This window comes from Bacillus sp. FSL K6-2971, from assembly GCF_038006405.1.
GTDB classification, from domain to species: domain Bacteria; phylum Bacillota; class Bacilli; order Bacillales; family Bacillaceae; genus Bacillus; species Bacillus pumilus.
The window spans coordinates 1-23,683 of the sequence record NZ_JBBOVD010000002.1; the positions used below are offsets into that span (position 1 = coordinate 1).

The window sequence follows — 23,683 nt, forward strand, 5'->3', positions numbered from 1 at the left end:
AAAAGATGTTAACTGATCAATTACATCAGCTGCTTTATGTGACCATTTACTACAAGCATCACCAGCTTTTTGAGCCCACTTATAAGGAATTTTCTTTATTAAAGTCCCTAAAGCTGGACCACCTACTCTTAATGCTTTGACTAGAATTTGTTTACCAAAAGGAATTCCCTTTGTACTCATTGTCGGATCATTTCCAACAGGAAGGGTAGATGTATTTGTTTTACCTATCTTACCAACACTTTCACGATTTGCTTCCGCAGCACTAGCATAACCAGGCGCAATAGCAGAAATTCCAAAAACACTTAGTGAAACCAATAAGAAAAATGATATTAATTTTTTCTTCACTTTAATCACTCCATCCTCTTTTCTTCAACAAAACCCATACTATCATTAAACGAGATATTAAAACCTTAAAATTACTTTAAAGGTTAAAAAAGTAAAAGAATATCATTTCAAGTTACCTAGCCAACACGGTAGTATATAAATATTTTCAGATTATATTTAAAGTGATTTTAAGATTAATATAAATAAAAAAACAATTAAATCAATAACCATATCAAAAAAGCAGGCTGTTTAAGAGCCTGCTTCAGATTGTTGACAAAGGGCTAAAATGATCTTGATTTTAGCCCTTCGTCTTCTTTTCAGCGTGATAGAAAACCTTTGCAGCCCTAGGAAGGGTGAGTACCGGCGCGCAGGACTAACACCGAATGCGAGGGTTTGTCTACATGCTGAGAAGCCGTTAACGGCTTCTTGTGTTTATTTTCACTCTTTTACTTTATAAAGCTATTTCAATTACGGCCACTTCTTCACCATTATACCTTGTCACAAAAGATACCTCTTCTTCCGGAATTCCTACCTCTAGCAAAAATGACTTAAAAGCGCGGCCGCCTTCCCCGCCATAATTACTGGCTAAGCCTCCATCAATAAATAATTTATAGCGAACGGTCTCCACATAAGTATGAAATCTTGCTTTATGACCATTTCTAAAGTGCGTAATATGTGGATCCCTCCCAATTAAAGTATATGGTAGCCTCCACTTGGGCTTTTTAAGATAGTTGTAGCTTCAGGTAACCCCGCATTAGAAATACGGCCAAGAACGTCCACAAGTGTAATCCCTTTGTTATCAACGTTTTCTTTGCCTTTCACATCAATTTCAATGCACATAGCGTTGATCCAACGCAAATTTGAGCGTAATTTCCGGTCATTTCTATAGAACGTGTTGTATGTAATATGAGTGATATGACCAGCTTCAATATGTTTTTTAAACGTTTTGTAAGTACGCACCGCAAACTCCTGGCTAAAGTCTCCTTCAGGAACCAGGAAGGCATAAGCGTAGTCTTTAGCATATTTGTGTTCATATTCTGCCTTCCTTGAAGTAGCTTTAGACTTTGGCGCTGCTGTCATCTGCGATTTAAAAATCCCTTCCAGCGGCAGCGGCATAGAAAGCAATTTTGCATATTTCAAGCTGTCTTCAGGAGCTTGCATGTCGTTTTTATATTGTTCTATCAATCTATCAGCAATCATGGCTTGCACCTCCGTTTCCGGCAACAAAAAAGAGCCGTTAGTAAGCGGATTCGCTCACCCAACGGCTCTAAATCTTGAAAGGTACAACCCTATTTATATGTCGATTTATCGGAAACCAAGGAAAAATTTGCAGATATTTTGAGTTCTAAATATCTTGCAACTTCACAAGGATACTGATATGATAAAGACATACAATTTGAGTATGTTCTTTCAAGCTCGTTGGTTTGGAGACCTGGGGAGCTTGAATCCGAAAAGTCAGTGTTGGTAGCACTGGCTTTTTTCGTGTTCTATTTTATTTTTAGAAAATTCCGAATTGTTCGATATACTTAAAATCTCTTAAAATTTGATCTGTTACAACCGATAATACTAGATTTGGTCTAATCCGTCCACCCTACTCAGGATGAGAGAAAAACGTCCTATAAACAAATTGGCAGCAATGTTAAAGTAAAGTCTAAAGTCGATTGACTCCCCAGTTCCTGAATAATGATCGATGCTTCATCGGTTGGAAATGGTGGCTTAAACTCCGTATCCTGTCCTAAATAGTGTTCTTTAATAATTGCCATGTCTAAATCCTCCTTTAAATTTCTTGTTAAAATAACGAATTCCAGATTCGATACATAAATAAATATGAATTACTCCCGTGAAAATGAAAATCAAAGGAGCAAGTAAATATCCAATATCCATCACTATACTTGATCTAAGAAATACTCCGATCATCACAATAAAGGCAGAAACAATAATGCTATACATCCAATACCTTATAGTGTTATCTCCTATGTTATACAGTATTTTCTGCACTATTTTCACACTCCTGAAAGATTTTTGGTTGTGATGTGGTGAAAACCCGAACAAAACAGCTGCCCTGGCTCCAGGAAAATCAATCAAAACACGAATGAAAAGACAGTTGGTAATCTTTCATGATTTCAATCTCCCAAGGCTGCTATTTCGTCTAATAGAATTTTTGCCCCTTCTCGACTTAATACGATACCTCCTGATAAGGTCATATTTTGATCGGACTCCTCACCAGTGTAGATACAAGCTTTATTTCGGTAGTATTTACGCAAAATGATTTTTTTGTCTTCAACAAGTATCTCGATCGGATCACGTTCTTTAATGTCTAATACCCTTCTGAGCTCTTTGGGTAAAACGATTCTTCCTAACTCGTCCACTTTTCGAACAATACCTGTACTTTTTATCAATTGTGCCTCTCTCCTCTCATACTTTCGGGATGCTTCTGACGCAATTAATGGGTGATTGTTCATCAAAATCAATTTAATTGCGTCAGAATACTCATATACAACACCGTTTCCCTGTAATTCTTGGCGTGTTTAATCTTGCGCCTGCTGTCCTCCTACATTGGCAATAAATTCAACATTATCGACTTTCCACTCTCCATTATCCAACGCAATCAGCTGTGTCTTGATTACGATTTTCTGTTCGTTCGCTGTGCCATTATAGCTTGTGCGTGCAGTGAACTCATTCATAAAAGAGACTTCTTTCTTGTCTGATTGATATTCATAGCTTTGCAAGCCTGAAATAGAAGAAGAAACATCCGACCCTTTCTTTGGAATACTGCTTCCGCTTGGATAAGTGGATTGGTAACCTTTTTCAGTCATTAATGGTTCAATATCTTTATAACGCTGCTTCGTATTTCTGTAGGTGAAAAACTTATTAACAAACTCATTATTCAGCTCTGCGGCCTTTGTCTGATGCACTTTTTTCAATCTATCAATTTGTGCAGAATAGTTTTCTTTTTGCTTCGTGACAGCTGCTAAATCCCTTTTTAAAGATTGGGTGTAAAGCAGCATCAAAGCCACGACAACAATCGAAACAATGATAACAATTCGTGTCCCGCGCCTTTTCTGCTGATCCTCCACATTCTCACCCTCTCTATATTCTTCTGAACCCTAAATACGGATAAAGCTTTTTCCATGTTTCTACACTCGAATATTCAAGACCCGAATCATTCGAATTAATGAATTTTCCATCACCAACATACATTCCAACATGAGTCGGTCCCGGCGCATATGTGCTGAAAAATACCAAGTCGCCCGGCTCTGCCTCATCATCAGGAACTGGCTTTGTTTTCTCATACTGTGTCGCAGCATTACCATTGAGATCAACACCAATTTGCCCAAAAGCATATTCCATGAGGCCGCTACAATCAAAACCTCCAGCCGATGGAGTCCGGCCGCCCCACACATAAGGCATACCTAAATATTCTTTCATGATATTGTGTACTTGAGCATAATCGAATTTTTGGTTTTTCCCGCCTTTGCCTCCTTCTGTGTCTAGGTATCTAAATACATGATCAACATAAAGTGGATCTCCATAACTCGACCACCCAACCTTTGCTGCCTGTTCTTTACTGAATGAGGCGGCAAGCTCTTTCGTATACTTACCACCATTTTTTTTAACGTAGTCAATGAACCCACCGCCATAGTTGTAGGCTTGAAGTGTTAGCTTGATGTCGCCACCTGCTTTATCTAGGACGCTTTTAAAATGTTTCATTCCAACATCTATACTGATTTCTGGATCAGTAATTGTATTAGGTGGCAAACCAATTGATTCCGATGACTGCATAACGTCTAAGTGTCGGCCGCCGCTTTCTTGCATGACAAGCGCCATAATCACGTCTATATGCTTTGTAAGATCATACTTTTCAGCATATTTTTCAAATAAAGGGCGATACCGTTCCACATCCTGACTGATTTTCGCTTTGCCTGAAATACTACTGTCTATACCGACTCGACCGCCTTCGTCATCTCCAGCACCAAACAATAGGATGAACCCCATAAGGGCGGTATACCCCGCTACGGCCATGATGAGGCCGATGAGAAGAATCTTTTTCATGCTTTATTCACCCCGTACCCGATTAGGGTTTTCAGGTAGATGTTTCTCGGAAACGTTCTGTGCTTGACGTTCGTCTTTTCTCTCCCCTCGGTCTTTTGGCTGAGAGCGCTTAGGTCTTGCATTTTGTTTTTCAGTTTCTCCTACTGGAGGCTCCATTGCCGAAATGCTAGACAAATCATTACCTCCAGTGGCACGTGTTTTCTCTACTGATCGAGCCGTCTCATTCCTTTGTACATTTTGACTTTTCGATAGCTGCGGCTGCTGTTTCCTTTCACGTCTCACATTCTCATCCCATGATGTGACACGCGGACGTGTATTCTCACTCGAAGAACTTTCTGATACCTGCTGTTGAGTCCGGTATCGCTCTCTATCTAAAGCTTCCGTCTTCGGCGCCGCATTCTGTGTCTGCGGTTCTCGCTCTTGTTTATTCCGTTCGTCAACTGTCCCCCCTGAATGCCGCTGCTTTTGTCTATCTGAATCTTCCTGCGATTCGCCTTGTGACGTCCTGTCTTTCCGACCGTCCTTGAACTTACTCATGTTGACAACTTTATCAGCTGAATTTCCTTGTGAGGTACGTCCCTCGGAACGGTCAGGAGAATCATTCAAATTGCTTTTAATCGCATTAGCTGAAACATCACCTGCGGTCTCACGATTTTCATTTCGTTCTTTAGCTTGTTGCAATGCCGCAGCTGAAGCTCCGCCAGTATAAGCAGCCGCAGCTGCACCGGCCAAGTTCTTAGCAGCTCCAATGGTTTTTTCTGTTGGCTGACGAATCCCTTTATCATAAGCTTGTTTGACTGTTCCGCCATCCACTGAAACCACCCTGCCAGCTGTTACAAACTCAATGATTTTATCTCGAAACTTAATCATTAAGATAATAGCAACCGCTGTCACAAAAGCATTCAGCATGTATTTTCCTGGTGTATCCATCGGAATCAATTCACCTGTTATATCAATGATCAAAAACGTAAATAGAAGAATGATCCCTACAAAAGCTTTCATTAAAAATGCACCAACCAACCTGCCAAGTGTGTACCAACCACTATTTGAGAAATTCGGCAAGAAGGAAATAATAAAGCTGAACGCGAGTATGACGCCTATTGCTAAAACAAGAATTTGAACGACAAAGTTAACAAACGCCACCAACAGCAAAGGAAGACCCAACACACAAGCAAACGCTAACGAAAATATAGCCACGCCGATTTTATTCGCAATTCCTGATTGCGCCATCATGGTATTACCTAGCCGATTTGCCTCCTCCGCAGCAATTTTTTTCCTCTTTTTATATCCATCTTCATTAAGCTTATATTCCAGTAGTTTAGTGATTCTATCCTTATCATCCTTTGTGATCTTACTCTCATCTGTCATGCCATAGTTCATATTTAAATATGGCTTATAAACAGCAATATCAAAGTATTTATTCCGAAGGAGAGCAATAGACCCTTCTAATTCTTCGCCTTGTGCAATGTCTTGGTCATCATTGAAAAGCGTTCCGCTTTTCATAATAAGCCCCTGAACTTCACTGCTAACATTGTTCATCGCCTTTAAAAACCAACCGGCTTGCGTGAACCAAACGAAAGCGACCAGAATCACAACAATCAATCTAACTGTATATTGCCCTGCCTTCATACTGTTTTTTTGACCCGCATACTGATAAAAAATATATAGAACTGCTATCACAAACAATAAAACACCGAATGCCGCATAAAGGTTTTCCCATAAAGCAGTTGATATTTCCCCGATTTTATCCGCGAATTTATTTACCACTTCAACGTTATATAGCCAGTCAAGACCGGTATCAACTAAATTCGCAACCATCTTAGTCATTCCAAAAGTAATATTTGCGATACTATTCAGATTTTTATTGATGTTTTTTTCCGAAAAGGGATTGAAACTCGACTCTACATCAGCTACAGCTTCGTATTGATCATAGCTATATCTTTGACTATCAAGAGTGACTCCCCCCTGCTTTACATCCTTCGGCTGCACTTTATTACTATTATCATCTGCAAAAGCAGCAGTCCCTAAAAAGGAAATGACGATGACGAAAACCGATAGAGTAAACAGTATTATTTTCGAGTTTTTTTTCATGTCTTCCCTCCTGTCTACATATATACATTCAGGCTTATTCTTCTACATTTTCCATGTAATCAGGCTTTCCAAGATCGTCATCACCTTCTGGATACAAGTCATATTCACCGTTCTTTTGTTTTTCATAAGTCATTCTAATTGTGTCGCCTACTCTAATTCGATAATCCAACGAAATATATTTCCCATCTTGGTATACACGAATCTCAGCATTTTTTCGATCTAATTCATCTATATCTTTTTTTACACCTGGTCGCTGTAAACTCTGATTTTCCAGACTTATCACTTGATCTATAGCTTTGTCATATTTCGCCTTTGCACTGCCACAACCGGCCATACCGGTTATGGCAGCCAAAAGAGCAAAAGATAAAACAAGTTTTTTTATCATGCCAGTTCCTCCTCTGCTCTAGCTGAGTGTGATTTTTCAACTGTTTTGAATGCAGCTCGCCACTCCTCAAACAAGCAATCTATTGATAACTTTCCAACACGGCCGTAAAAATCCATAAACAACGCCTGACCTTTTACCATATTCGCAAGCATCTCCTCATTTTGTTTAGTTTGCGGAAGGTTCATCGTCTTTAAAATATCCGGCCGGTCAACATCGTTATCGAAAGCAAAACGCGCACCGAAATTCCCCTTGTCATCATCTGTTTCGGAGTCGGCCATATTCTGTGAAACAAGATATAGCTGATTTTTAAAGGAACGACCAACACGCTTCATATCCTTAATTAATCGTTTACCTCCGCGGGCTTTAGTCAATGTCCAAGCTTCGTCAAAAATGATTGCTGTCGGATCATCATGACTGCGGCGGCCAAATTTTTCACAGAATTTTGCAAGACCAATCATAATGCTAAGGCTTTTCCTGTCGCTATCACTGTAATAACGTGGATCATCATCTTCATTTGGTAAATCTAAACCAGAAATCTCTAAAATAGTTACTTTACGGTTCAAGTTTATCGCATCCGCATCCCCATAGCTGAAGACTAATTGAAGAATGCTATTTTGGACCATTTGAACAAGAAGCTCGCCCGCACTCTTAATTGTTGGGTCTTCACTATTTGCTAGATGATCTACAACATGCATAAGTCCAACGGTTTCACCCTTGGCCTTTCGCTCAATAACCGCATCTAAAGTTTTGAGAACTTCGGTTTTTACAGCATCTTTCCCATGTAAATCATAAATTTGTTCAATGATGTTCTGAGCCGTCTCTTTCGCTTCATATCCATCAAGGAAGATAATTGGGTCTAAAACCCCGAAATTCCTTTTATCAGAGACATCAAGCGTGACATAGTGGAATGAGCGAATCAATTCTACAAACATCGGATACTTAACCCGAACATCAGGATCATTAATCGCTTTCGTAAACCACTTTCTTATCTCCACTTTTGGGTCAGTCATTAATACCTGACAATCCAGGAATGAGAGATATAGCAGGATCATTTTCACCAGAAAGGATTTACCTTTTCCAGTGGCTCCTGTAATATTTACATGCGGACTGTCGGTAGAAGCACCGGCGATTCCCTCATTCGCAATAAACGGATGGTAAAGTACAATATCTCGACTGCTCGCTATAGATTGATCAATCGGGACTTTTTCTGTAAATTTATCCACTCTTCCGAAATAAAACCCCACATTCGAACCAAGCCGGCTTGATACAGCAAAAAGATTTTCTGCAAAGCCCTCATGTGTTGATGACTGCACCCAGTTTTTTTCGAATTGCATCGGTGCGCCGTGCAAAAATTTATAGAAAAGCTGCAACTGATCCGCGATAGGACGCACACAATAAATTTGCGAATGCTTCATGATCCTAATAACTTCGCTTGCTCTGTGCTTACATTCCTTTTTAGTCTTTCCGCTGACAACAAAAGTCGCTACCCACTTCAAATATGGTGAATTGTGATTACGGATTTTATTGTTTAAATCGGTCAGCAATTCACGACCAGATAGGAGCCTGTCATCTATTTCATCAACCTGGTTCATATCCTCCTGTGTTTGCTTGAAACGTTGTTTTGTTAAAGCAATCTTGCTCAATGTTGATTCTCTTGACTGGTATTGCGCTTTTATATGCAGCTCTACGGGAAAATTTAAGTTTTGCGCCCTTTGGAAAATGTGAGAGTATTCCATGTCTTCGGGAAAGTCATCGACTACGACAAAACTTGTATAGCATTCCCCTTCAGTTGTCTGAAGCTTTAGAAATCCGGGTTCTGTTGGATCAATGATGGCATCAGTTATATTTGTTTGACCGCGCTTTTTTTGTTCTTCAACCACACTATGGTGTATATCTCTTAAGAAATTGTATCGGTTTATATAGATCAATTGATCTTCTGTAAGCCGGCGACCGCCAGCGCTTGCCACCAGTTGAAAAAGGTCTTTTTCAAGTTCTTCAAATCGTTGGAAAAACTCTGCGGTCATTTCTCTTTCCAGTCCCAAAAGGTTAACCAATACGTCTGAAACAGACGTAAAGGCATTCTTCACAATTCCTTTGATATCTTCCGATCCTTCTAAAAGATTTCCTTTGAGGCGGACACCAAGGATGAAATCAGGCTGCGTAACGCTGCCAAGCTCATTTTCTAAAATATTTATCGTTTCACGATTATAATAGCGTCCGATCTCCAAGGTACTCGGATGAAAGTCTTTCTCCAAATAACCAAAACGTTGCTCTAAATCCATATGCTGCGGGTACATTTCTAAGTGAATATCTTTGTACTGTTCCAATTCTTTAAACAAAATTCTAAACTCTGCTTTGTGATCCTCAAGTTTCTCTTTATTACTCTGAGGCACAACAACGGGGCTAATTCGATAATAAGCATAAATCTCACCCGATTTCGTCAGCATAAGATTGTCGTGTACGCTTTTGATCGGCGTCTTTAATTTCATCGTTACCACCGCCCCTTCTTCGAATAATTGTATCTTCAAAGGTTACTTGTTTAATATTTGAGTATAAAACCTCTTGGTCATTGGCATATTCGCGCTTTGGAAGATATACGCTAAAAAAGTAGTTCGCAAAGTCAAACAGAAAACGATGTATCTTCTTGCCGTTATATTTCTGTTTATGGAGAAACCCGCTTAACAGCCAAGGAATACCAACATACAATACGAGGGTTAATCCTGGCATAATCGAGCCGATACTATTAAAGAAGTTACGAAAAGCAAGCATGGTGAGGAATATTACTGCGAATAATATTCCTCGCATCAAACTAAGTCCAAAATTCAAATTGAGACGCCACAGTTTATAAAGGGTTATAGGGTGATTCATTGTTTTTTTATAGTTGTATGACCTCATTCCTTACCCCCCAAATACAGTCGTAGCAAGTTCACCCAATTGCTTTAAAAGTCGCTCTGGATTACCTACCGCAAAAAATACAAATCCAGCGACAATGACGAATCCAATCAATTTAGGAAAGTCCTGTCTAAATAGATAGTAAATACCGAAGCAAACCAAAACAATTGCAACAGCGTTTCCGCCTTCGGTTTGTATCCAGTTTGTTAAATTACCAAGAGACGGAAGACTAGCAGCTAAAACGGGATTTGTAAAAAAATTCATCATGATTATTTTCCTCCTAGTGTGTTTTCCATTTTTTCTACAAAATACTTACCATCACGTTTACTTAAGTGCATGGTGAAGCTTTCTGTATTCTCAATGCCAAGTTCTTTTTCTCTAAATTTTGCATTGGTTTTTACGATATAACCATTTTTCCCTGAAGCATAGACTTTGAGATTTTCTAAGCTGACAAATGAACGCTGCCCATTTAAAGCCTGCGGCTTCTCCATCATATAAGTGAGATCATCTGTCGTTCCATCAGCATATTTTTTGAAGAAATCATTAAGCCAATTTTGAATCTGCTGTTTCTGTGCTGCCTGAATTTCAGATTCATCAGTTAATGGGTTAGTTTCGCTTTGTACGCCTTTTGTTTTCACATCCGGCAACGTTGTGAAATACAGATTAGAAACAACCACATAGCCACCTTTAGAAGCCTTTACAGGTACATTAAGCAGCATAGAACGCCCTGTTTTTTTCTCTTCTTCGTATTTCTCTTTCACTTTTTCTTTTTTCTTGCCTTTTTTCTTCTCAACCTTGCGCTCTTTTTCCTGAATGGCGACATTATCATAATCTACACGGTACTGTAAGATCGCCTTATCATCAGCGAACTGCACATCATATAGCATTTTACTATTCAACTTCCGGTATCCGCCTACATCACCAGTTGGATCAACCATTAAACCTTCTGCATAATAGCTTTTGAGTGCTTCTTCTCGCGCTTTCTTTTGTTCACTATCACGCGGAATATTCATGTATTCATCGACCACTTGATTAGCGAAAATCTCCATTTTCGGACTGCGGTAAACATCATATCCGTTTTCATCCTGACCAGCTGTAACAGCAGCTAACGCCGTCTCGGTAGCTTTAGATCGATTCAAAGCATTTTGCGAACGACCAAAAGCCAATATTCCAGATAACCCAACGACACCGATCAGTACCCAAATAAATATGACAGCGCCTTTTCCATTACGTGCCTTTGGCAATTTACGGCTCTCTTTTTTACTCCGCTTGATCCTATTGTCTGAAAAAATGTCTGACATTTTTTCTTTCAAACTGCCTAATCCCATTTGTCTCCCCCTTTCAATAAATTGCGCCTTCCGCTTGGGGCGTCCGGGCTGCAATTCTTGTTTAGGCGCTTCAGAAACCGACTCTTTTTTCTTATCCAATCCATTCATTGGATTGCGAAAATAAATGATTTTCCGTCTTTCAACAGGCTTCAACCCCCTCGCTGCCTTTCTGACAACTACAAAAACCCCAGTTTCTAAATCTTTTATTTCGTCTGGATGGACATAGAATTTTTTTACTTTTCGGCTTGTTCCTTTTTCTGCTTTAAACTCAATTCTTTTTAAAGGACCACCGATATTTTCCGTCTGTGTAGTCAGATCCACGTCATTATAAGTCCCAATTATAGAAGCCACTGTTTCCGCGGATGCAGCCTCATTACTTCGGCCAAAAAAGAACGTATTACAGTTATCAATCACCTGCTTTGAAATGTCCTGTCCGTTAATGACTAAATCTCCTAGCGACTGTATTCCAATAGCTGCTCCAAATTCAGCACTACGTGCCCGCGCAATGATGTTTACGATGGTTTCAGACCCATAAGCCCCAAACTCGTCAAAAATCCCGAGAGCGCCTTTCTGAACGTCCTGACCGTATCTAGTTGTGACACTGAATGATAAATCAGCAATTACAAATCTTGCAAAACGTTTGATAAACTCGGAATAAATGTTGCTATTAAACGAGAAAATAACGCTTTCTCCACGTTCTAATACCTCAAGCAGATCAAGACCATTAGGGTCATCTTCAAGGAGTTCACCAAGTTCTGAATAAATCAACTTTTCAAGCTGAGTTTTCATACTTTTCACAAGCCCTAGAACAGGATCGCCTTGATTTTCGTCTGTCAAAGATTTGATTTCATCATCTGTTAACTCACTTTTACCGAAAAAACGCTCCATATGAAGGACTGCTCTTGCGCTCAATACTTTATTTTTGACTGGACGCTCTATAATTTCGTACTCTTCTTCCTCTTGCTCTGATTCATTCAGGCCAAGAATATCATCATCTTCCGCCGGCTTTTTCTTCTTGACCGGTACTTTATCCTGGATGACTTCTTCTTTTATTTCCACGTCAGTCATTAATGTTCTATATACCGCGCTTAGTGACATGTGTTTGGCGATAGTCGCCAAATCAGTATTTAAATCAAAATCATGGATCATGTGAATGACTTTTTGTAAAAAGTTTTCCGCTTCATTTTTATAAAAAGCGTTTTCCCAATCAAAAATTGCCATGATTCGATCCGTGACACTCGTTCTATTACCATGCCTAATTGGGTTATATCTCAAAGACGTTTTTTCTGAGAATACATGCAGCTTACGACCGTATTTGTCTGTTAATTTTTTGAACTGAGCAATCGTTTTTGGATCGCCCTTTCCATCAACGAAAAATACTGATTGACCATTTGCCAATGCGCTTTCAGCTGCGGTTAAAATTGCCATCGTTTTTCCGCTTCCAGTAGTCCCTTGAAACAAAATGTGTTTTGTTGTCTCTTCTAAAGCCATTTCTGCTTGTTTTTTGTGTTCATCAATACCTAGCAAAATATTTTCAATCGGCAATGACTTTTCCACTGATTTTGCAACGTTTTTCCGCCATTTTGCCTGCACATTATTGTTAATCTTCACGCGATTCTGATAAATCTTTTCATAATCCTTACTACTGCGGTATTCTTCAATTACATCCTCTTTCGGCTTTACAATCTTTCCTTTGAAAAACTCATATACCGCCAGAGCTAACCGCGCGAAAATAAGAGATAGAGCCAAAACAGCAATATAAGACTGATAACTTGGATGGAACGGCTGACCGTCATTTATTAACTGCTCAAAATAATCTAACCGACTACCCATACCGGCTATAGATAAAGAAACAGGTATGAATTGAAACAACTGCTGCCATCCTGCGATATATAGAATCAAACCTAAACCTACAACCGCAGGCCAAAAAACAATTTTCAACTTAGATGCCTGCTTTAGTGCGTACACAAAGCCAAAAATCAGCAATCCTAAAACAAGCGAGGGTAGAAACGCCAAGCCTATAGCAGCAGCCACAGCTATCATAGTTCCATACCCAAGCAAAGAAGTGAAATCCGGCTTGCTATTGTTATCAGGCGGCCGATTTTTATCACTCCAAAAGTTTAAATCCATTTAATCACTCCCATTAGTCAACAAATCATTTAGCATTATAAAAGAAATATCGACCCCAACCGATGAAGCAAACGCATGAACTTGATTTCGGATCGCATCCTCCTTACAGATATAAAAAACGCGATCATATAAGCCATTTTGAATCGACTTTTTATATTGATGCATCTTCTTTTCGATTCTCGCACTCGTTTTCCGGCTTAATTCCACTTCAAAAGCGAAACGGCGCTCACTATTCACCAGGAGAAAATCAGGGACTTCCTGTGCGATGTGTCTTAAAGCATTAGGCTTGCGAGCTTGCTCCACACTCAACGAAAGAACCAATTCACGCGTCAATTCTCTTTCTGTCTTAAAACTAAATTCTGTTCCTTTCGCTGCGTATCGCTCTAAGAGGCTAAAAATCACATCATTCACTGTCAAATCATGCTGCAAAGTGGAATAACTAAGACCTGCGGCACTACCGATATGACCAATAAATTTCGATCCGCTTTTTGTGATACAAAGAACCTTTCTTCGGCCAAATGTCTTCGTTTCTACAAAGCCCAATTCTTCGCCTTGAGCCCTAGCACGATAAATCGTCATGACCCCCATATCTTTTAAGAAGCGCTCAAGTTGAACACTCGTGATGACACCGAAACGATCAATAGCTTCAACCACCTTTCGCCTTTTTTCACTTAAAATATAATCCATCTCAACAGACCCCCGAATTTCTAAAATGTTTACACCTCCTTTAGTGTAGCAAGCTTGTTTTCAAAAATATATACCATTTTAGTACCACAAAGTTACCACTTACGATAAATATTTGCTAAGGCTATTGACCTTATCTAGCTTTTCTTTTGGGACTGAGGTTTGACTCGCAATGCATAGACCAAACAATACGATCCCTGCGTCTACCTCTTCCTGTTAAAAAACTATTCTTCGAACGGCTGCGCTTAACGTGTTTTTCACTTCCCTTTATCAAAGAACACTTTCAAAAGACCACCACTACACCCACCAACTCACAAAATCCAAACTCTCAACAACTGATATTCTCTACACAAAATCCAACGTATCATCTTCACCCCGCCCACCACCACACAACCTTATAACCTCCTCTCTTCATCCTCCTGTACTTGACCTTGAACTTGACCTTAATCTCTTGAACTTGATCTTACTCTCTTCTCCCTCACCTCCCTCCTATCTCTTACTTACTGTACCCACCCCACCACCATCCTACATCTCTCTACCCATCAATATTTATCGTTTTACTCGTGACTTCCCTCTTGTACACGTAGTAAGAGGGAAGTCACGAGTAAGCCTTTAGATAAATGTTGATGGGACGCCCTTAAAACCAAATTTCAGGTGGTGGGGTGGGTACCTTGAAATTACCACCTAAATACCATCTATTTACCGAAATTATACCACTAGAGGTTAAAAAATCAAGACCTATTTTTATTAAATTCTGATAAAAAAAGATAAAATTTTATTGCATATAAATCATCATGAAAAAAGACTTTCAAAGACATAAAAGATGTATAAAAATTGGAGTTTTCTCGTGTTAGAAGATCACAAGTGAAGTACATATTAAGTTGAAATAATCAGAAGAAGTTTCAGTTCACAACGCCAAAAAAGCTTTAAGTCACTCTCCTTTTTAATTTCAGGTTTTGGCATAGCTTCATGTTATCTGCCATTTTATACCTCAGAGAGTTCCCTAGCACTGACACGCTTATGACTGCAAGTAGACCCCTTAGATGATCCCGCCTTTAACTGATCTAAAAGCTAAACAGTCCTTTATCACACTCTTTGCTTAAGCAAAGAAAGAATGGGCTTAAGCCCATTTCTGCTTTTTACTAGAGACTAAAATTTCTTCATCAAGAGGATACTTTTTAGAAGTTTTTTCTTGCTTTTTGATTTTAGGTTTTGGCATACTCGGGTTCCAGATTCAGGAATACGGCTGGAAACGGCTACAGTTTTCTCCCCCTAGCATCCGCAAAAAACAGAGCTAGGAAGAAGAAAACTAAATTTGACAGACTCGGTACACCGAGTTCGAGGTATCCGTGTTGGTATCCGTGTAACACGCTTCAAGTTTTCGCTTTCGCCTACAAGCCTTTGTACCGTACAACGTCCCTGGGCTTTGCCTTGCGGCTCATCTTGTAGTCCTGTACACCCTTTAAATCCAAGAGTGTACCGTTGCTTGCCATCCTACGATTTTAATACGTGGTTTTTCGCTTTCAAAAGCTTTATTCACCACTAGGGAAAACCGTCAAAAAACTCGATTGCCTGCTGATCGTGAAGCGTCGAATCAACCGACAAGGGGGATTTTATGGCATCGGCTCCCCTCCAACCCGTCCGTTTATTTTTGTAACATGACGATTTCGTGCTTCGTCACCGGTTATTTGTATTTCTGCTTTCTAAATACCTCTGCATCTCTTCTGGTGAAAGTCTGGATGTCGTAACCTTCCCAGACCTATTTGACGCCTTAGAATGCCTTTTCTGTGCCTCTCTCGGCTTTTTCTTCGATTGATGGGCTTGTCTTAACCGCCTTCGCTCTCTCTCCCACCATTCAAAGGCTCTGCGTTCTTGTGTAGTCATTCTCCAGACGTTAAAGCCTTTTTCTTTCGCGCTTTGGAATGCCTTCTCATATCGTTTAGGAATGGCTATATCCACGGTAAAACCTCCTTTTTAATCCTAGACAAATAGAAAAACCGCCTGAGCATAGCCCAAGCGGTTTCAAATCATCAGCTTTAATTGGAAAATGTGTCGTGTTTTGATGAAAAATACCTGTCCCTAAAATGTTATAAAAAGCTTGTCTTTCGGCAGTTTTACTGCTATTATAAGGGCAGATATTAATTATCAAAAGCGAATAAAGGTCTTTGACCTTCCAATTAAGCTAGTTGAGTTGGTAGCTCCGGGCTAGCTAAACCCGAAAGAGTGTTGTTGGCGCAACCTCTTTCTTTTTTTATGTATTTTTTCGAGAAACGTTTTTTCTTGAAAACTATTTATCTGAAACCTAATATACACCTTTTTAATAGATTCGTAAACCCCTTATATCAAGGGGTTTTTTCTCACTTTTAAAATGTATACATTTTGTTTACTTTACCACTTGACTAATGTATACATTTTGTTTACAATAGAGTTAAGATAAATAAGAGGAGGAATTATTCATGAGATTAGCAAGTGTAGACATTGGTAATGATGCAGTTAAAGCGTTCTTAGGAGGCGCAGGGGAGGAAAACAAACTCTATATCCCAAACGTTTTGGCTAAGCTGGAAAACCGTTCTATTGTAGAAATGGAGAAAAACCCTTTAGACGCTATTCACGTTGAAGTAAACAGCAGCACACTAAAAGGCGGAATTCAAAAAGTAGCAGTTGGAAAGTTGGCCAGCAAACAAAATGTTAATGAAGAATTAACGCCGGACACTGACAAATCAGAAAGCGATCAAGCAATGATTATGCTACTTACGACTTTGGCCCTCGACGCTGTCAAAAACTTTATCTCCGATAAAGAAGATAAAGATGAAGTAATCAAAGCTAAATATTTACTCTCCACAGGACTACCAATGGACGAAACAAAAAGAGGATTAAATAAAGCTTTCCGAAAAAAAATAAGAGACGGCCAACACAAAGTAACATTCTTAGACACTCCCGTTTATCAAGGAAAAACTGTTGAAATTTCCTTTGAAAATGTTTTGGTCAATACAGAAGGATTCGCAGCCTACATTGAACTATCAGAAAAGTATCAAGACATCGTCGGGAAAACTGTTTTAATTAATGACATCGGTGGACTATCTACTGACAGTGCGATCATCACAAAAGACGCCCAAATTGACAACGAATTCAGCGATGGTATCAAAAAAGGCGTTGCTGGAGCCTTAGACAACATTATTAGAAAAGTGTATAACGAACATCGCTACACGATTAAGAGTCGAAGAGATTTGGTCGAAATCATCACAAGTCAAGATGCAGAGGAAAAAAATACAGTCTACGTCGCCGGAAAGTCTACAAGCATAAAAGATATTGTAGATGAGGAATTATCTACGCTTGCCAGTGAAGAATACAAGCTCATGAAAAGCATTTGGAGAAACGTACCTGACATCCGTAAAGCATACAATATTGGTGGCGGCTCGGCTGTTCTAAAGGATTATTTAATCGAGATCAACAAAGAAGACGCAAAATTCCCGTTTGAGTTCCCTAAAATAGAAGACAGCATTTGGATGATTGCACGTGCATACTTCAAAATACTTACTCTGTTCTGCCAAAAGAAAGGTATTGAACTACCGAAGGTAGAAAAAGCTGAGGTCGCTGAAACAGCCCAATAAAGGATGATAAGCAATGAAAAAGAAAGAATACAAGGAATACCACCCAAAGGATTTACTACAATTTAGGTTGCCTGTTGATACGCCTCCAGATATCATCAAACATCTAAATAAATTAAGCAGAAAACACGGCCGTAAATTCGGAAGCGAAATCGCAGATCGGCTAATCAATACCATAGAAACAGAAGCACTCACAGCTAAGAAGGGGAACAGCATTGTTGTTCCTCTTCCTGAAGATTTAACTGATAGAGAAAAGAAAAAACTTGCAAGCGAAGAAGTTCGAATCCTCATTGGACAATTAGCACTACAGCTAATACGTGAGCCAGCTAAAGCTGTCCGCCTATCTTCTAAAGAAGATGAGGTTAACAATACAGACGACAAGTCTCCGGAGACAGCACCAGTCATGAATGAAAAAGTCTTAAAGTTCGCACAAGACAATTTCTTGGATTTTGATGATGATGACGACTAAAAATTAAGGGGGCTTTACAATGGATATGGATGATAGAAAAAACCCAAAAGACATGGTGAATATGGAGCTGTTAGAGACTTATAGCTCTTTTAATAAAATAAGTTTTTGTACAATAGAAGAGCAAAATTATGTGGGGCTTCTCCGCCAAGAAATACTGGAACGTATGAGTAAAAAGAAGTGAGCCAAGTAGAGAGCCGTCATGACATTATCAAAACGGCTCTCTACTTCGTTCGTGAATAAATGAGGGACTGAAAGCTGGCCACAATTTTTCATTCGTGTTTTAGCTCATTTTGGATCTTCCAGGGCAGCTGTTTTGTTCGGGTTTTTAAATTAAGGAGTGATCTTATATGAAAACATGCGCTTACTGCGGATCGGAACTTGTTTCAAATTATTGCTCATACTGTGAAATGAACCTCAAGCCTAACGACATCTTAGAGAACGGCCAACGAAAAACACATACACTTTCCTATGAACCCGACCCCGCGGACATTTATAAATCGACTCCTGAATTATTAAAATCCAAAACAATTGAACTCATCTTTCTATTAAAATACGCCCGAGAATACCGTTCGGACGTATACAATGGCCGTGTTAACATTCATCGGGCCAAACAGGCCGGACAAAGTAATGAACAGCTTGAACAGTTCCAGCAAGAAAGCTACAAAGAGTATGAAAAAGCAACTCGCAAGGTATGGGTCATTGAAAACATCATTGCTGATCGAATCGGTTATATACCAAAAACGATTAACGACAAATTCTTGTTTGCATACCTCGACAAAATGGAGAAAAAACAAGGCAAAGTCATGATAATGAAAAATGCTCCTGCTGTAACAGGCGGTATGAGCATTGACCAAAAACCTAAGGAGAGCCAAAAATATGAATGATAAAGGAAATGAAAAAGAGAAGGATATAAACCTGGTACACATATTGTTGTTGTTTTTTGTAATTACGACTGCTGTATCTATGACTACACTTAATTGGCAAAGTATCTATCAATTTATTGATGAAACGCTAATAAGCAAGTTCTTTTAAACAAATAAAATCATGATGATGAAAAGTCGTTTTACCTGAACCTACAATATAAAGGAGGCTAATCTATTGATTGTTGATATGGAACAGATATACCCATGGTTAATTCTTATATTTATATTTGCTATATGTGTGATTACTGCTCAAATATCAATGAAGAGTTTAAAAACGCCTTGGACATTTCGAATAGTTGCCATTGTTAGTTTGATTATTTTGATCGCGTTAGGGTGGTATAAGTTAGAAGTATTTAAAGATAAGTTTTGGAGTGAAATAAACAATATTCAGCAGGATCAATGAGGTAATATTTGCTCCGTTTATAGACTTTAAAATGAAGGGAGGAGCGCCTCATGACTAACATCCAAGCAGCCATTAATGAGCTACATGTCGCTTTTAAGAAGTTAAATGATGCCTTTTTCAAAGGTGAGCTGCCTGAACCTGCAATTACCATTCAAACAAGCGGAAACCGTAAATCTATGGGATGGTGTACCACCAAAGAAGTCTGGCGCGACAAAGAAGGGAAAAACCGAAGGTATGAACTAAACATCGCGGCAGAATATCTCGATATTGAGTTCATGGAAACAATGGACACGATGCTCCACGAAATGGTTCACCTCTATAATGCGATTCGTGACATACAAGACTGTTCCCGAAACGGCACTTATCATAACAAGAGATTCAAAGCTGAATGCGAGAGGCGCGGCTTTTACTTCCCTGACAACAAACCAGATAAAAAATATGGATGGGCTTTTCCAAAGCTGACAGAGGACTCAAAGAAAAAGATTGAATCATTAAGGATTAACCCCAAAGCTTTCAGTATTGCACGAAAAGGATTTCACGGCGGGGCCGGCGACAATCCATCTGGAGAACAGCAGCAGGATGAAAAAAAACCTAGAAAGTATAAATGGATCTGCCCCGCTTGCAACCTGCGCGTATTGTCTTCTAAGAAGGAAATTGCGGTAAAATGCGTAGAATGCGATGAAATCTTAATCAATGAACCTTAATAAGCCCTGCCTCACACGAGACAGGGCTTATGTTTACTGACTCCATATTCCCTTATGTTCTTTTTGGGCTTGCGCCTCGATGTCCCGGAACTGATCGACAAACTCCGTATTCGGAGGGAATACGGCGACACGTGCGAGCCCTTTCTGTAGCAACAATTCATTTATCATTGTCCCGTCCTTCAGATAGACGTAAGCCAGAAGGCGACCATATTTATCTCTTTCCTGAACTCCAAGCTTCAGATCAACTTTCTGGCCGCTGAGAGTCTTCTTAGTGAAATCTGATGCCTCCCGTCCGAATGGCTCTTCTCCCTTTTTAGGATGAACCGTTTCAGGAGTATCAACCAGGATAAAACGGACACGCTCCTGTTTTCCACTTTTCATCCTTACATCTATGGTGTCTCCATCTACAACATTAACCACCACAGCAGAAATTAAGTTCTGCTCCTGCTGCTGATCGGCGGCTGCGGCTGCCTTTGTCTTGTCCGCCGGCGACGTGTCCTCTGCCTTATTACAGCTCACCAAAACCATAAGTAACACAAGTGACAAACTGTATCCCGCTATTTTCTTCATGAGCCATTCCCCTCTGATACTAGACTGCGTTTCTCGATCTCCTTAACAATCGCTTTCGTAGGCCATTCCTTCAAGTCGTGGGGAATATCTTCACCACACTCTTTTAAAAGGGAAACCAAATAATAATAGCATTGACCCCAGTCATGATAATGAATCTGAACTTGTTTCATCATGTCTGCCTCCTTTTAATGCCCTTTGACTGAATTATTAATGGGTTTCATTTTGCGAACGGTCGACCGTTTCAAAAGTGAAACCGTCGACCGTTCTATTTTTGAAACGGTTTAATACATCAGTATTTTAGAAAAAAGTTTATAAAAAAATCGCGAGCCTTTTCTATTGCCTCTTCCTTGTTGCAATCTCGGTGAAATTCTATATCCATTGCTGGACAGGTATCACAAATATGAATTTTGACTTCCTCAATCGCTTGACGGTAAAACCGCCCGCCATTGCAATTCGGACAGGACTGTGAATGGTTTAACTCTGGAAGATAATTCTCTATTAATTCCACATCGTCAAACGTATAGCCCTGTAAAAACTCTTCATATGAAATGCCTAATGTATCATGACAATATTTTTTCAGCTCACTGACTTTTAAAAGCATATACTCTCTTTCACTTCGTTGCAATTCGATGTATTCACACATTTTTATCTCCCCTTATATTAAATTTAGACCGCCCCAGACGGGGCGCTTCATCCTAAAATGGAAGGTCGTCATCACCGACAGGAACAGAACCTGCCGGCTCCCGCTCCTCTCTGCCAGTTGGCTGTGTGCCGCCTGAATGTTTGTTCTTCGGCTCTAAAAATTCGGCCGTTTCAACGACAACTTCTGTTTTATAAAACCTCGTGCCGTCCTTCTCATATGAGCTTGTTTGCAAGCGTCCGGATACTCCGATCAAGGAACCTTTTCGCTGATAATTCGCGATGTTTTCGGCCTTTTTATCCCACGCCTGACAGTTGATAAAGTCGGCTTGTCGCTCGCCTTGCTGATTGGTGAAAGTCCGATTTACCGCCAGTTTGAAATTAACGACTGGATTTCCTCCTGGTGTATATTTAAGCTCTGGGTCTCTTGTGAGTCTGCCGACAAGTGAAACGTTATTCATTATTAATCTCTCCCTTTCATCTAAAATTTGAATAGTACTATTCAATTTTTCATCAAAAAAATTAGGCTTAAACAAGTAGAGAGGAAGGACGGATGTCTCCGCCCCTATACAGCGACATACAAAGTCCGATAATCAAAGTGATAACGAGAAATGCATAATTTGATTTTGTTGTCCTCCGTCTCATCCACATATACCCACCAGCCGCTAGGCGACTCTGTCAGCTCTTTAGCAAAGCCTAGAAGGTCGAACAGCTCACCTTTTCTGAAATTCACCGCCGCGTCATAGGCATAATCATCAGTAAGCCTCATGTCTTGAACGCCTTGTGTTACCTGCCCCGTCAAGATCGCTTTAGCGACCTTGTCAATCGTCCATTTTGAATGAGGATTAACCCTTTTCGGTTTTACAAATGGGCTGAAGACGCGCACAGCCTTTTCCTCGTCATGAAAATTATTCACGCTTATGTCATCAACGTCCGGAAGAGCGTTGGCGACAGCTCTTTTAATCAATTCAGCAAAATTGATTTTCAGAAAGAACATATACTTATTTATGACTTCACTACCATCAAAGGAGCCTCTCTGAAAATGTACCGTATGTTTGATGACGGTTTTTCCTCGCTTCAAAGCATTGTCAAGGGTATGGACGATAAGCGAATTTTCGTAGATAGTGATTGCAAGCTGTTCAGCCTCGACATAAACCGTCCCGCTAGAATAGGTTTTTGTCTCATGAAAGCCTGTATAGGCTTTCTCCAATTCTTTCAGGTTTTCATAGATTTCAATGCTCATTTGGTTTCCTCTCCTTTTTCATTTTTTGAACTCCGAAGGGATTTAGTTCCCCAGAGGGGGATTATTTTTTCCCTTTTTGACACGTAGAGCGAAAATGCCCCATAGCTGCCACGTCAAGGGTTTCAGCCGGAAAAGTTTTTATCGCCGCTGCAGCTTGCAGCGGGGTTTCGATAAAAAGTTTTTCGCCCCTTGACGTGGCAGCTCGGCTTGTTGGGTCGAGATCGGGAAGAGTAACGAGGCTCGCCCGATCCCGGCCTTACAAGCCTTGGGGACATTTACGCTTCGGAGGTCAAAAAGGGAAAAAGGCCGATAGGAGACGTATGTCTCCTTTCCGCCTGGCGTTGTTGTTCATTTAGTTTTTTCATCATCGTTCACTCGTTAAGAAATGGACAGGAACATAGCATCTGTAGCTTCCGGATCGGCCGCAGGTAATCCGGAAGTGTACAGCTGCATGTTATCGGCCATTTTAGAGGGAAGCGAGATGCCGCAGAGAGTTGCCGGGCACTGACCGGCTTATGACTGCGAGCAGACCCCTTGGGTGATCCCGCCTTTAACTCTTCTAAAAACTAAACACTCCTTTATCACACTCTTTGCTTAAGCAAAGAAAGAATGGGCTTAAGCCCATTTAATATGTCTAAAAATGAACACTTTCAAATTTTAGGATATTGATATCAAATGCATGGTGCATGTTATAATTTAGGGAATGCTGATAGAGAGAGGAGATAATATGAAAGTAGAAGTAGTAATCAATCTCTTTGAAGTAGGACTACTCATTCTAGGTGTTTCATCTTTGCTTTTAATTAAAGCTAATGAAGAGAGAAAAAGAAGCAGAAGGAGCTAGACCTACTTCTTTTTATTTTATGTTGTTATCCTTAGAGTAAAGCGCAGAGGGAGTGTATGTATGAACGAAAAAAATACAATTACAGCGTTCCATTGCTGGAGAAAAGACGGTGAATTAAAGGTTAGTCCTAAGCCTTTAAAGTGGCATATCCCTAAAAGACTAAGAGGACAGATACAACAAGGAGATATTGTGTTAGTTGAATCCCTAGAAAGAAAAAAGCCTGTCCTAGTAATTGATGTTTCAAGGGAAGAGCTAGAGGAAACAGGTTGCTATTACAAGCGAGTCATCAAAGTTTTGGATCGAGTAGACAAAAATAAAGAAGATGTATCTGTGTGAAAAAGAGACTATTACGAGTAGTCTCTTTTTTAATGTAAAAATTCACTCAAATTTAACATG

General features: G+C 39.8%; 27 protein-coding genes. 7 read left to right on the plus strand and 20 right to left on the minus strand.

The genetic code is table 11. From position 1 onward, the window contains the following. The 15 genes from MHI33_RS21740 to MHI33_RS21810 form a co-directional block, all read right to left on the minus strand. Positions 1-354, minus strand: a 354-nt coding sequence (locus tag MHI33_RS21740; protein ID WP_340913900.1) for a hypothetical protein, incomplete at its 3' end; no start/stop codon positions are given. Between the two features lie 421 nt (positions 355-775). Further along, a complete protein-coding gene (locus MHI33_RS21745; protein ID WP_340913901.1) occupies positions 776-952 on the minus strand; it encodes a hypothetical protein in 177 nt (58 codons plus the stop codon). Between the two features lie 62 nt (positions 953-1,014). Continuing rightward, positions 1,015-1,524 carry a hypothetical protein gene (locus tag MHI33_RS21750; protein WP_340913903.1) on the minus strand — a complete coding sequence of 170 codons (510 nt, stop codon included), beginning with the start codon at positions 1,522-1,524 and terminating at the stop codon, positions 1,015-1,017. Positions 1,525-1,940: 416 nt separating this feature from the next. Then, positions 1,941-2,087 carry a hypothetical protein gene (locus MHI33_RS21755; protein ID WP_340913904.1) on the minus strand — a complete coding sequence of 49 codons (147 nt, stop codon included), beginning with the start codon at positions 2,085-2,087 and terminating at the stop codon, positions 1,941-1,943. 360 nt (positions 2,088-2,447) lie between these two features. Then, complete coding sequence (locus tag MHI33_RS21760; protein ID WP_340913952.1) at positions 2,448-2,720, minus strand: AbrB/MazE/SpoVT family DNA-binding domain-containing protein; 273 nt, start codon at positions 2,718-2,720, stop codon at positions 2,448-2,450. Positions 2,721-2,852: 132 nt separating this feature from the next. Next, positions 2,853-3,401: a hypothetical protein gene (locus MHI33_RS21765; RefSeq protein ID WP_340913905.1), complete on the minus strand. Its 549-nt coding sequence runs from the start codon at positions 3,399-3,401 to the stop codon at positions 2,853-2,855. Between the two features lie 13 nt (positions 3,402-3,414). Further along, positions 3,415-4,377 (minus strand): bifunctional lytic transglycosylase/C40 family peptidase, encoded by a 963-nt coding sequence (locus MHI33_RS21770; RefSeq protein WP_340913907.1) that lies wholly within the window; start codon positions 4,375-4,377, stop codon positions 3,415-3,417. Between the two features lie 3 nt (positions 4,378-4,380). Continuing rightward, positions 4,381-6,468: a CD3337/EF1877 family mobilome membrane protein gene (locus MHI33_RS21775; protein WP_340913908.1), complete on the minus strand. Its 2,088-nt coding sequence runs from the start codon at positions 6,466-6,468 to the stop codon at positions 4,381-4,383. 34 nt (positions 6,469-6,502) lie between these two features. Continuing rightward, the gene (locus MHI33_RS21780; protein WP_340913909.1) at positions 6,503-6,853 is read right to left on the minus strand and encodes a cystatin-like fold lipoprotein; all 351 of its coding nucleotides are present in this window, start codon (positions 6,851-6,853) and stop codon (positions 6,503-6,505) included. After that, on the minus strand, positions 6,850-9,342 hold the full coding sequence (locus MHI33_RS21785; protein ID WP_340913910.1) for an ATP-binding protein: 2,493 nt from the start codon (positions 9,340-9,342) through the stop codon (positions 6,850-6,852). The genes MHI33_RS21780 and MHI33_RS21785 overlap by 4 nt, the downstream gene beginning before the upstream one ends. Continuing rightward, positions 9,281-9,748 (minus strand): conjugal transfer protein, encoded by a 468-nt coding sequence (locus MHI33_RS21790; protein WP_340913911.1) that lies wholly within the window; start codon positions 9,746-9,748, stop codon positions 9,281-9,283. Before MHI33_RS21790 ends, MHI33_RS21785 begins: the two co-directional genes overlap by 62 nt. A 3-nt stretch (positions 9,749-9,751) precedes the next feature. After that, a complete protein-coding gene (locus MHI33_RS21795) occupies positions 9,752-10,012 on the minus strand; it encodes a TcpD family membrane protein (RefSeq protein WP_340913912.1) in 261 nt (86 codons plus the stop codon). Positions 10,013-10,014: 2 nt separating this feature from the next. Then, positions 10,015-13,203 carry a helicase HerA-like domain-containing protein gene (locus MHI33_RS21800; protein WP_340913913.1) on the minus strand — a complete coding sequence of 1,063 codons (3,189 nt, stop codon included), beginning with the start codon at positions 13,201-13,203 and terminating at the stop codon, positions 10,015-10,017. Next, complete coding sequence (locus MHI33_RS21805) at positions 13,204-13,890, minus strand: hypothetical protein (protein WP_340913916.1); 687 nt, start codon at positions 13,888-13,890, stop codon at positions 13,204-13,206. A 1,674-nt stretch (positions 13,891-15,564) separates the two neighbouring features. Beyond that, a complete protein-coding gene (locus tag MHI33_RS21810; RefSeq protein WP_340913917.1) occupies positions 15,565-15,846 on the minus strand; it encodes a hypothetical protein in 282 nt (93 codons plus the stop codon). Positions 15,847-16,343: 497 nt separating this feature from the next. On the opposite strand from MHI33_RS21810, the gene MHI33_RS21815 reads away from it, so the two are divergent. From MHI33_RS21815 to MHI33_RS21840, 6 genes are all read left to right on the plus strand, one after another. Beyond that, positions 16,344-17,498 carry a ParM/StbA family protein gene (locus MHI33_RS21815; protein WP_340913919.1) on the plus strand — a complete coding sequence of 385 codons (1,155 nt, stop codon included), beginning with the start codon at positions 16,344-16,346 and terminating at the stop codon, positions 17,496-17,498. A gap of 13 nt (positions 17,499-17,511) precedes the next feature. Continuing rightward, positions 17,512-17,964, plus strand: coding sequence for a hypothetical protein (locus MHI33_RS21820; protein WP_340913921.1), 453 nt, complete (start codon positions 17,512-17,514; stop codon positions 17,962-17,964). A gap of 19 nt (positions 17,965-17,983) precedes the next feature. After that, a complete protein-coding gene (locus MHI33_RS21825; protein WP_340913923.1) occupies positions 17,984-18,145 on the plus strand; it encodes a hypothetical protein in 162 nt (53 codons plus the stop codon). Positions 18,146-18,311: 166 nt separating this feature from the next. Next, a complete protein-coding gene (locus tag MHI33_RS21830; protein ID WP_340913924.1) occupies positions 18,312-18,848 on the plus strand; it encodes a hypothetical protein in 537 nt (178 codons plus the stop codon). A 214-nt stretch (positions 18,849-19,062) separates the two neighbouring features. Beyond that, entirely contained in the window at positions 19,063-19,290 is a 228-nt protein-coding gene (locus MHI33_RS21835; protein ID WP_340913926.1) for a hypothetical protein, read from the plus strand. 50 nt (positions 19,291-19,340) lie between these two features. Beyond that, on the plus strand, positions 19,341-19,994 hold the full coding sequence (locus tag MHI33_RS21840) for a SprT-like domain-containing protein (protein ID WP_340913928.1): 654 nt from the start codon (positions 19,341-19,343) through the stop codon (positions 19,992-19,994). Positions 19,995-20,027: 33 nt separating this feature from the next. Here the strand turns inward: MHI33_RS21840 and MHI33_RS21845 are convergent, their stop codons facing one another. The 5 genes from MHI33_RS21845 to MHI33_RS21865 all read right to left on the minus strand — a co-directional run bounded on the left by MHI33_RS21845 (position 20,028) and on the right by MHI33_RS21865 (position 22,446). After that, complete coding sequence (locus tag MHI33_RS21845; protein ID WP_340913931.1) at positions 20,028-20,564, minus strand: thermonuclease family protein; 537 nt, start codon at positions 20,562-20,564, stop codon at positions 20,028-20,030. Next, positions 20,561-20,734 carry a hypothetical protein gene (locus tag MHI33_RS21850; RefSeq protein WP_340913933.1) on the minus strand — a complete coding sequence of 58 codons (174 nt, stop codon included), beginning with the start codon at positions 20,732-20,734 and terminating at the stop codon, positions 20,561-20,563. Before MHI33_RS21850 ends, MHI33_RS21845 begins: the two co-directional genes overlap by 4 nt. Positions 20,735-20,853: 119 nt before the next feature. Continuing rightward, complete coding sequence (locus tag MHI33_RS21855; protein ID WP_340913935.1) at positions 20,854-21,207, minus strand: hypothetical protein; 354 nt, start codon at positions 21,205-21,207, stop codon at positions 20,854-20,856. 52 nt (positions 21,208-21,259) lie between these two features. Beyond that, positions 21,260-21,667 (minus strand): single-stranded DNA-binding protein, encoded by a 408-nt coding sequence (locus tag MHI33_RS21860; protein WP_340913954.1) that lies wholly within the window; start codon positions 21,665-21,667, stop codon positions 21,260-21,262. Between the two features lie 101 nt (positions 21,668-21,768). Then, a complete protein-coding gene (locus MHI33_RS21865) occupies positions 21,769-22,446 on the minus strand; it encodes a hypothetical protein (protein WP_340913937.1) in 678 nt (225 codons plus the stop codon). A 901-nt stretch (positions 22,447-23,347) separates the two neighbouring features. Here MHI33_RS21865 and MHI33_RS21870 point away from each other — a divergent pair. Then, positions 23,348-23,623, plus strand: coding sequence for a DUF5839 family protein (locus MHI33_RS21870; protein WP_340913938.1), 276 nt, complete (start codon positions 23,348-23,350; stop codon positions 23,621-23,623). Positions 23,624-23,683 lie beyond the last annotated feature (60 nt).

What these genes read in the sequence shown, in the direction of transcription:
- MHI33_RS21775 (WP_340913908.1), bottom strand. Translation starts at nt 6,468, where the DNA reads ATGAAAAAAAACTCGAAAATAATACTGTTTACTCTATCGGTTTTCGTC.
- MHI33_RS21790 (WP_340913911.1), bottom strand. Translation starts at nt 9,748, where the DNA reads ATGAGGTCATACAACTATAAAAAAACAATGAATCACCCTATAACCCTT.
- MHI33_RS21870 (WP_340913938.1), top strand. Translation starts at nt 23,348, where the DNA reads ATGAACGAAAAAAATACAATTACAGCGTTCCATTGCTGGAGAAAAGAC.
- MHI33_RS21800 (WP_340913913.1), bottom strand. Translation starts at nt 13,203, where the DNA reads ATGGATTTAAACTTTTGGAGTGATAAAAATCGGCCGCCTGATAACAAT.
- MHI33_RS21840 (WP_340913928.1), top strand. Translation starts at nt 19,341, where the DNA reads ATGACTAACATCCAAGCAGCCATTAATGAGCTACATGTCGCTTTTAAG.
- MHI33_RS21805 (WP_340913916.1), bottom strand. Translation starts at nt 13,890, where the DNA reads ATGGATTATATTTTAAGTGAAAAAAGGCGAAAGGTGGTTGAAGCTATT.
- MHI33_RS21755 (WP_340913904.1), bottom strand. Translation starts at nt 2,087, where the DNA reads ATGGCAATTATTAAAGAACACTATTTAGGACAGGATACGGAGTTTAAG.
- MHI33_RS21845 (WP_340913931.1), bottom strand. Translation starts at nt 20,564, where the DNA reads ATGAAGAAAATAGCGGGATACAGTTTGTCACTTGTGTTACTTATGGTT.
- MHI33_RS21850 (WP_340913933.1), bottom strand. Translation starts at nt 20,734, where the DNA reads ATGAAACAAGTTCAGATTCATTATCATGACTGGGGTCAATGCTATTAT.
- MHI33_RS21820 (WP_340913921.1), top strand. Translation starts at nt 17,512, where the DNA reads ATGAAAAAGAAAGAATACAAGGAATACCACCCAAAGGATTTACTACAA.
- MHI33_RS21825 (WP_340913923.1), top strand. Translation starts at nt 17,984, where the DNA reads ATGGATATGGATGATAGAAAAAACCCAAAAGACATGGTGAATATGGAG.
- MHI33_RS21780 (WP_340913909.1), bottom strand. Translation starts at nt 6,853, where the DNA reads ATGATAAAAAAACTTGTTTTATCTTTTGCTCTTTTGGCTGCCATAACC.
- MHI33_RS21795 (WP_340913912.1), bottom strand. Translation starts at nt 10,012, where the DNA reads ATGATGAATTTTTTTACAAATCCCGTTTTAGCTGCTAGTCTTCCGTCT.
- MHI33_RS21770 (WP_340913907.1), bottom strand. Translation starts at nt 4,377, where the DNA reads ATGAAAAAGATTCTTCTCATCGGCCTCATCATGGCCGTAGCGGGGTAT.
- MHI33_RS21855 (WP_340913935.1), bottom strand. Translation starts at nt 21,207, where the DNA reads ATGTGTGAATACATCGAATTGCAACGAAGTGAAAGAGAGTATATGCTT.
- MHI33_RS21785 (WP_340913910.1), bottom strand. Translation starts at nt 9,342, where the DNA reads ATGAAATTAAAGACGCCGATCAAAAGCGTACACGACAATCTTATGCTG.
- MHI33_RS21815 (WP_340913919.1), top strand. Translation starts at nt 16,344, where the DNA reads ATGAGATTAGCAAGTGTAGACATTGGTAATGATGCAGTTAAAGCGTTC.
- MHI33_RS21750 (WP_340913903.1), bottom strand. Translation starts at nt 1,524, where the DNA reads ATGATTGCTGATAGATTGATAGAACAATATAAAAACGACATGCAAGCT.
- MHI33_RS21830 (WP_340913924.1), top strand. Translation starts at nt 18,312, where the DNA reads ATGAAAACATGCGCTTACTGCGGATCGGAACTTGTTTCAAATTATTGC.
- MHI33_RS21865 (WP_340913937.1), bottom strand. Translation starts at nt 22,446, where the DNA reads ATGAGCATTGAAATCTATGAAAACCTGAAAGAATTGGAGAAAGCCTAT.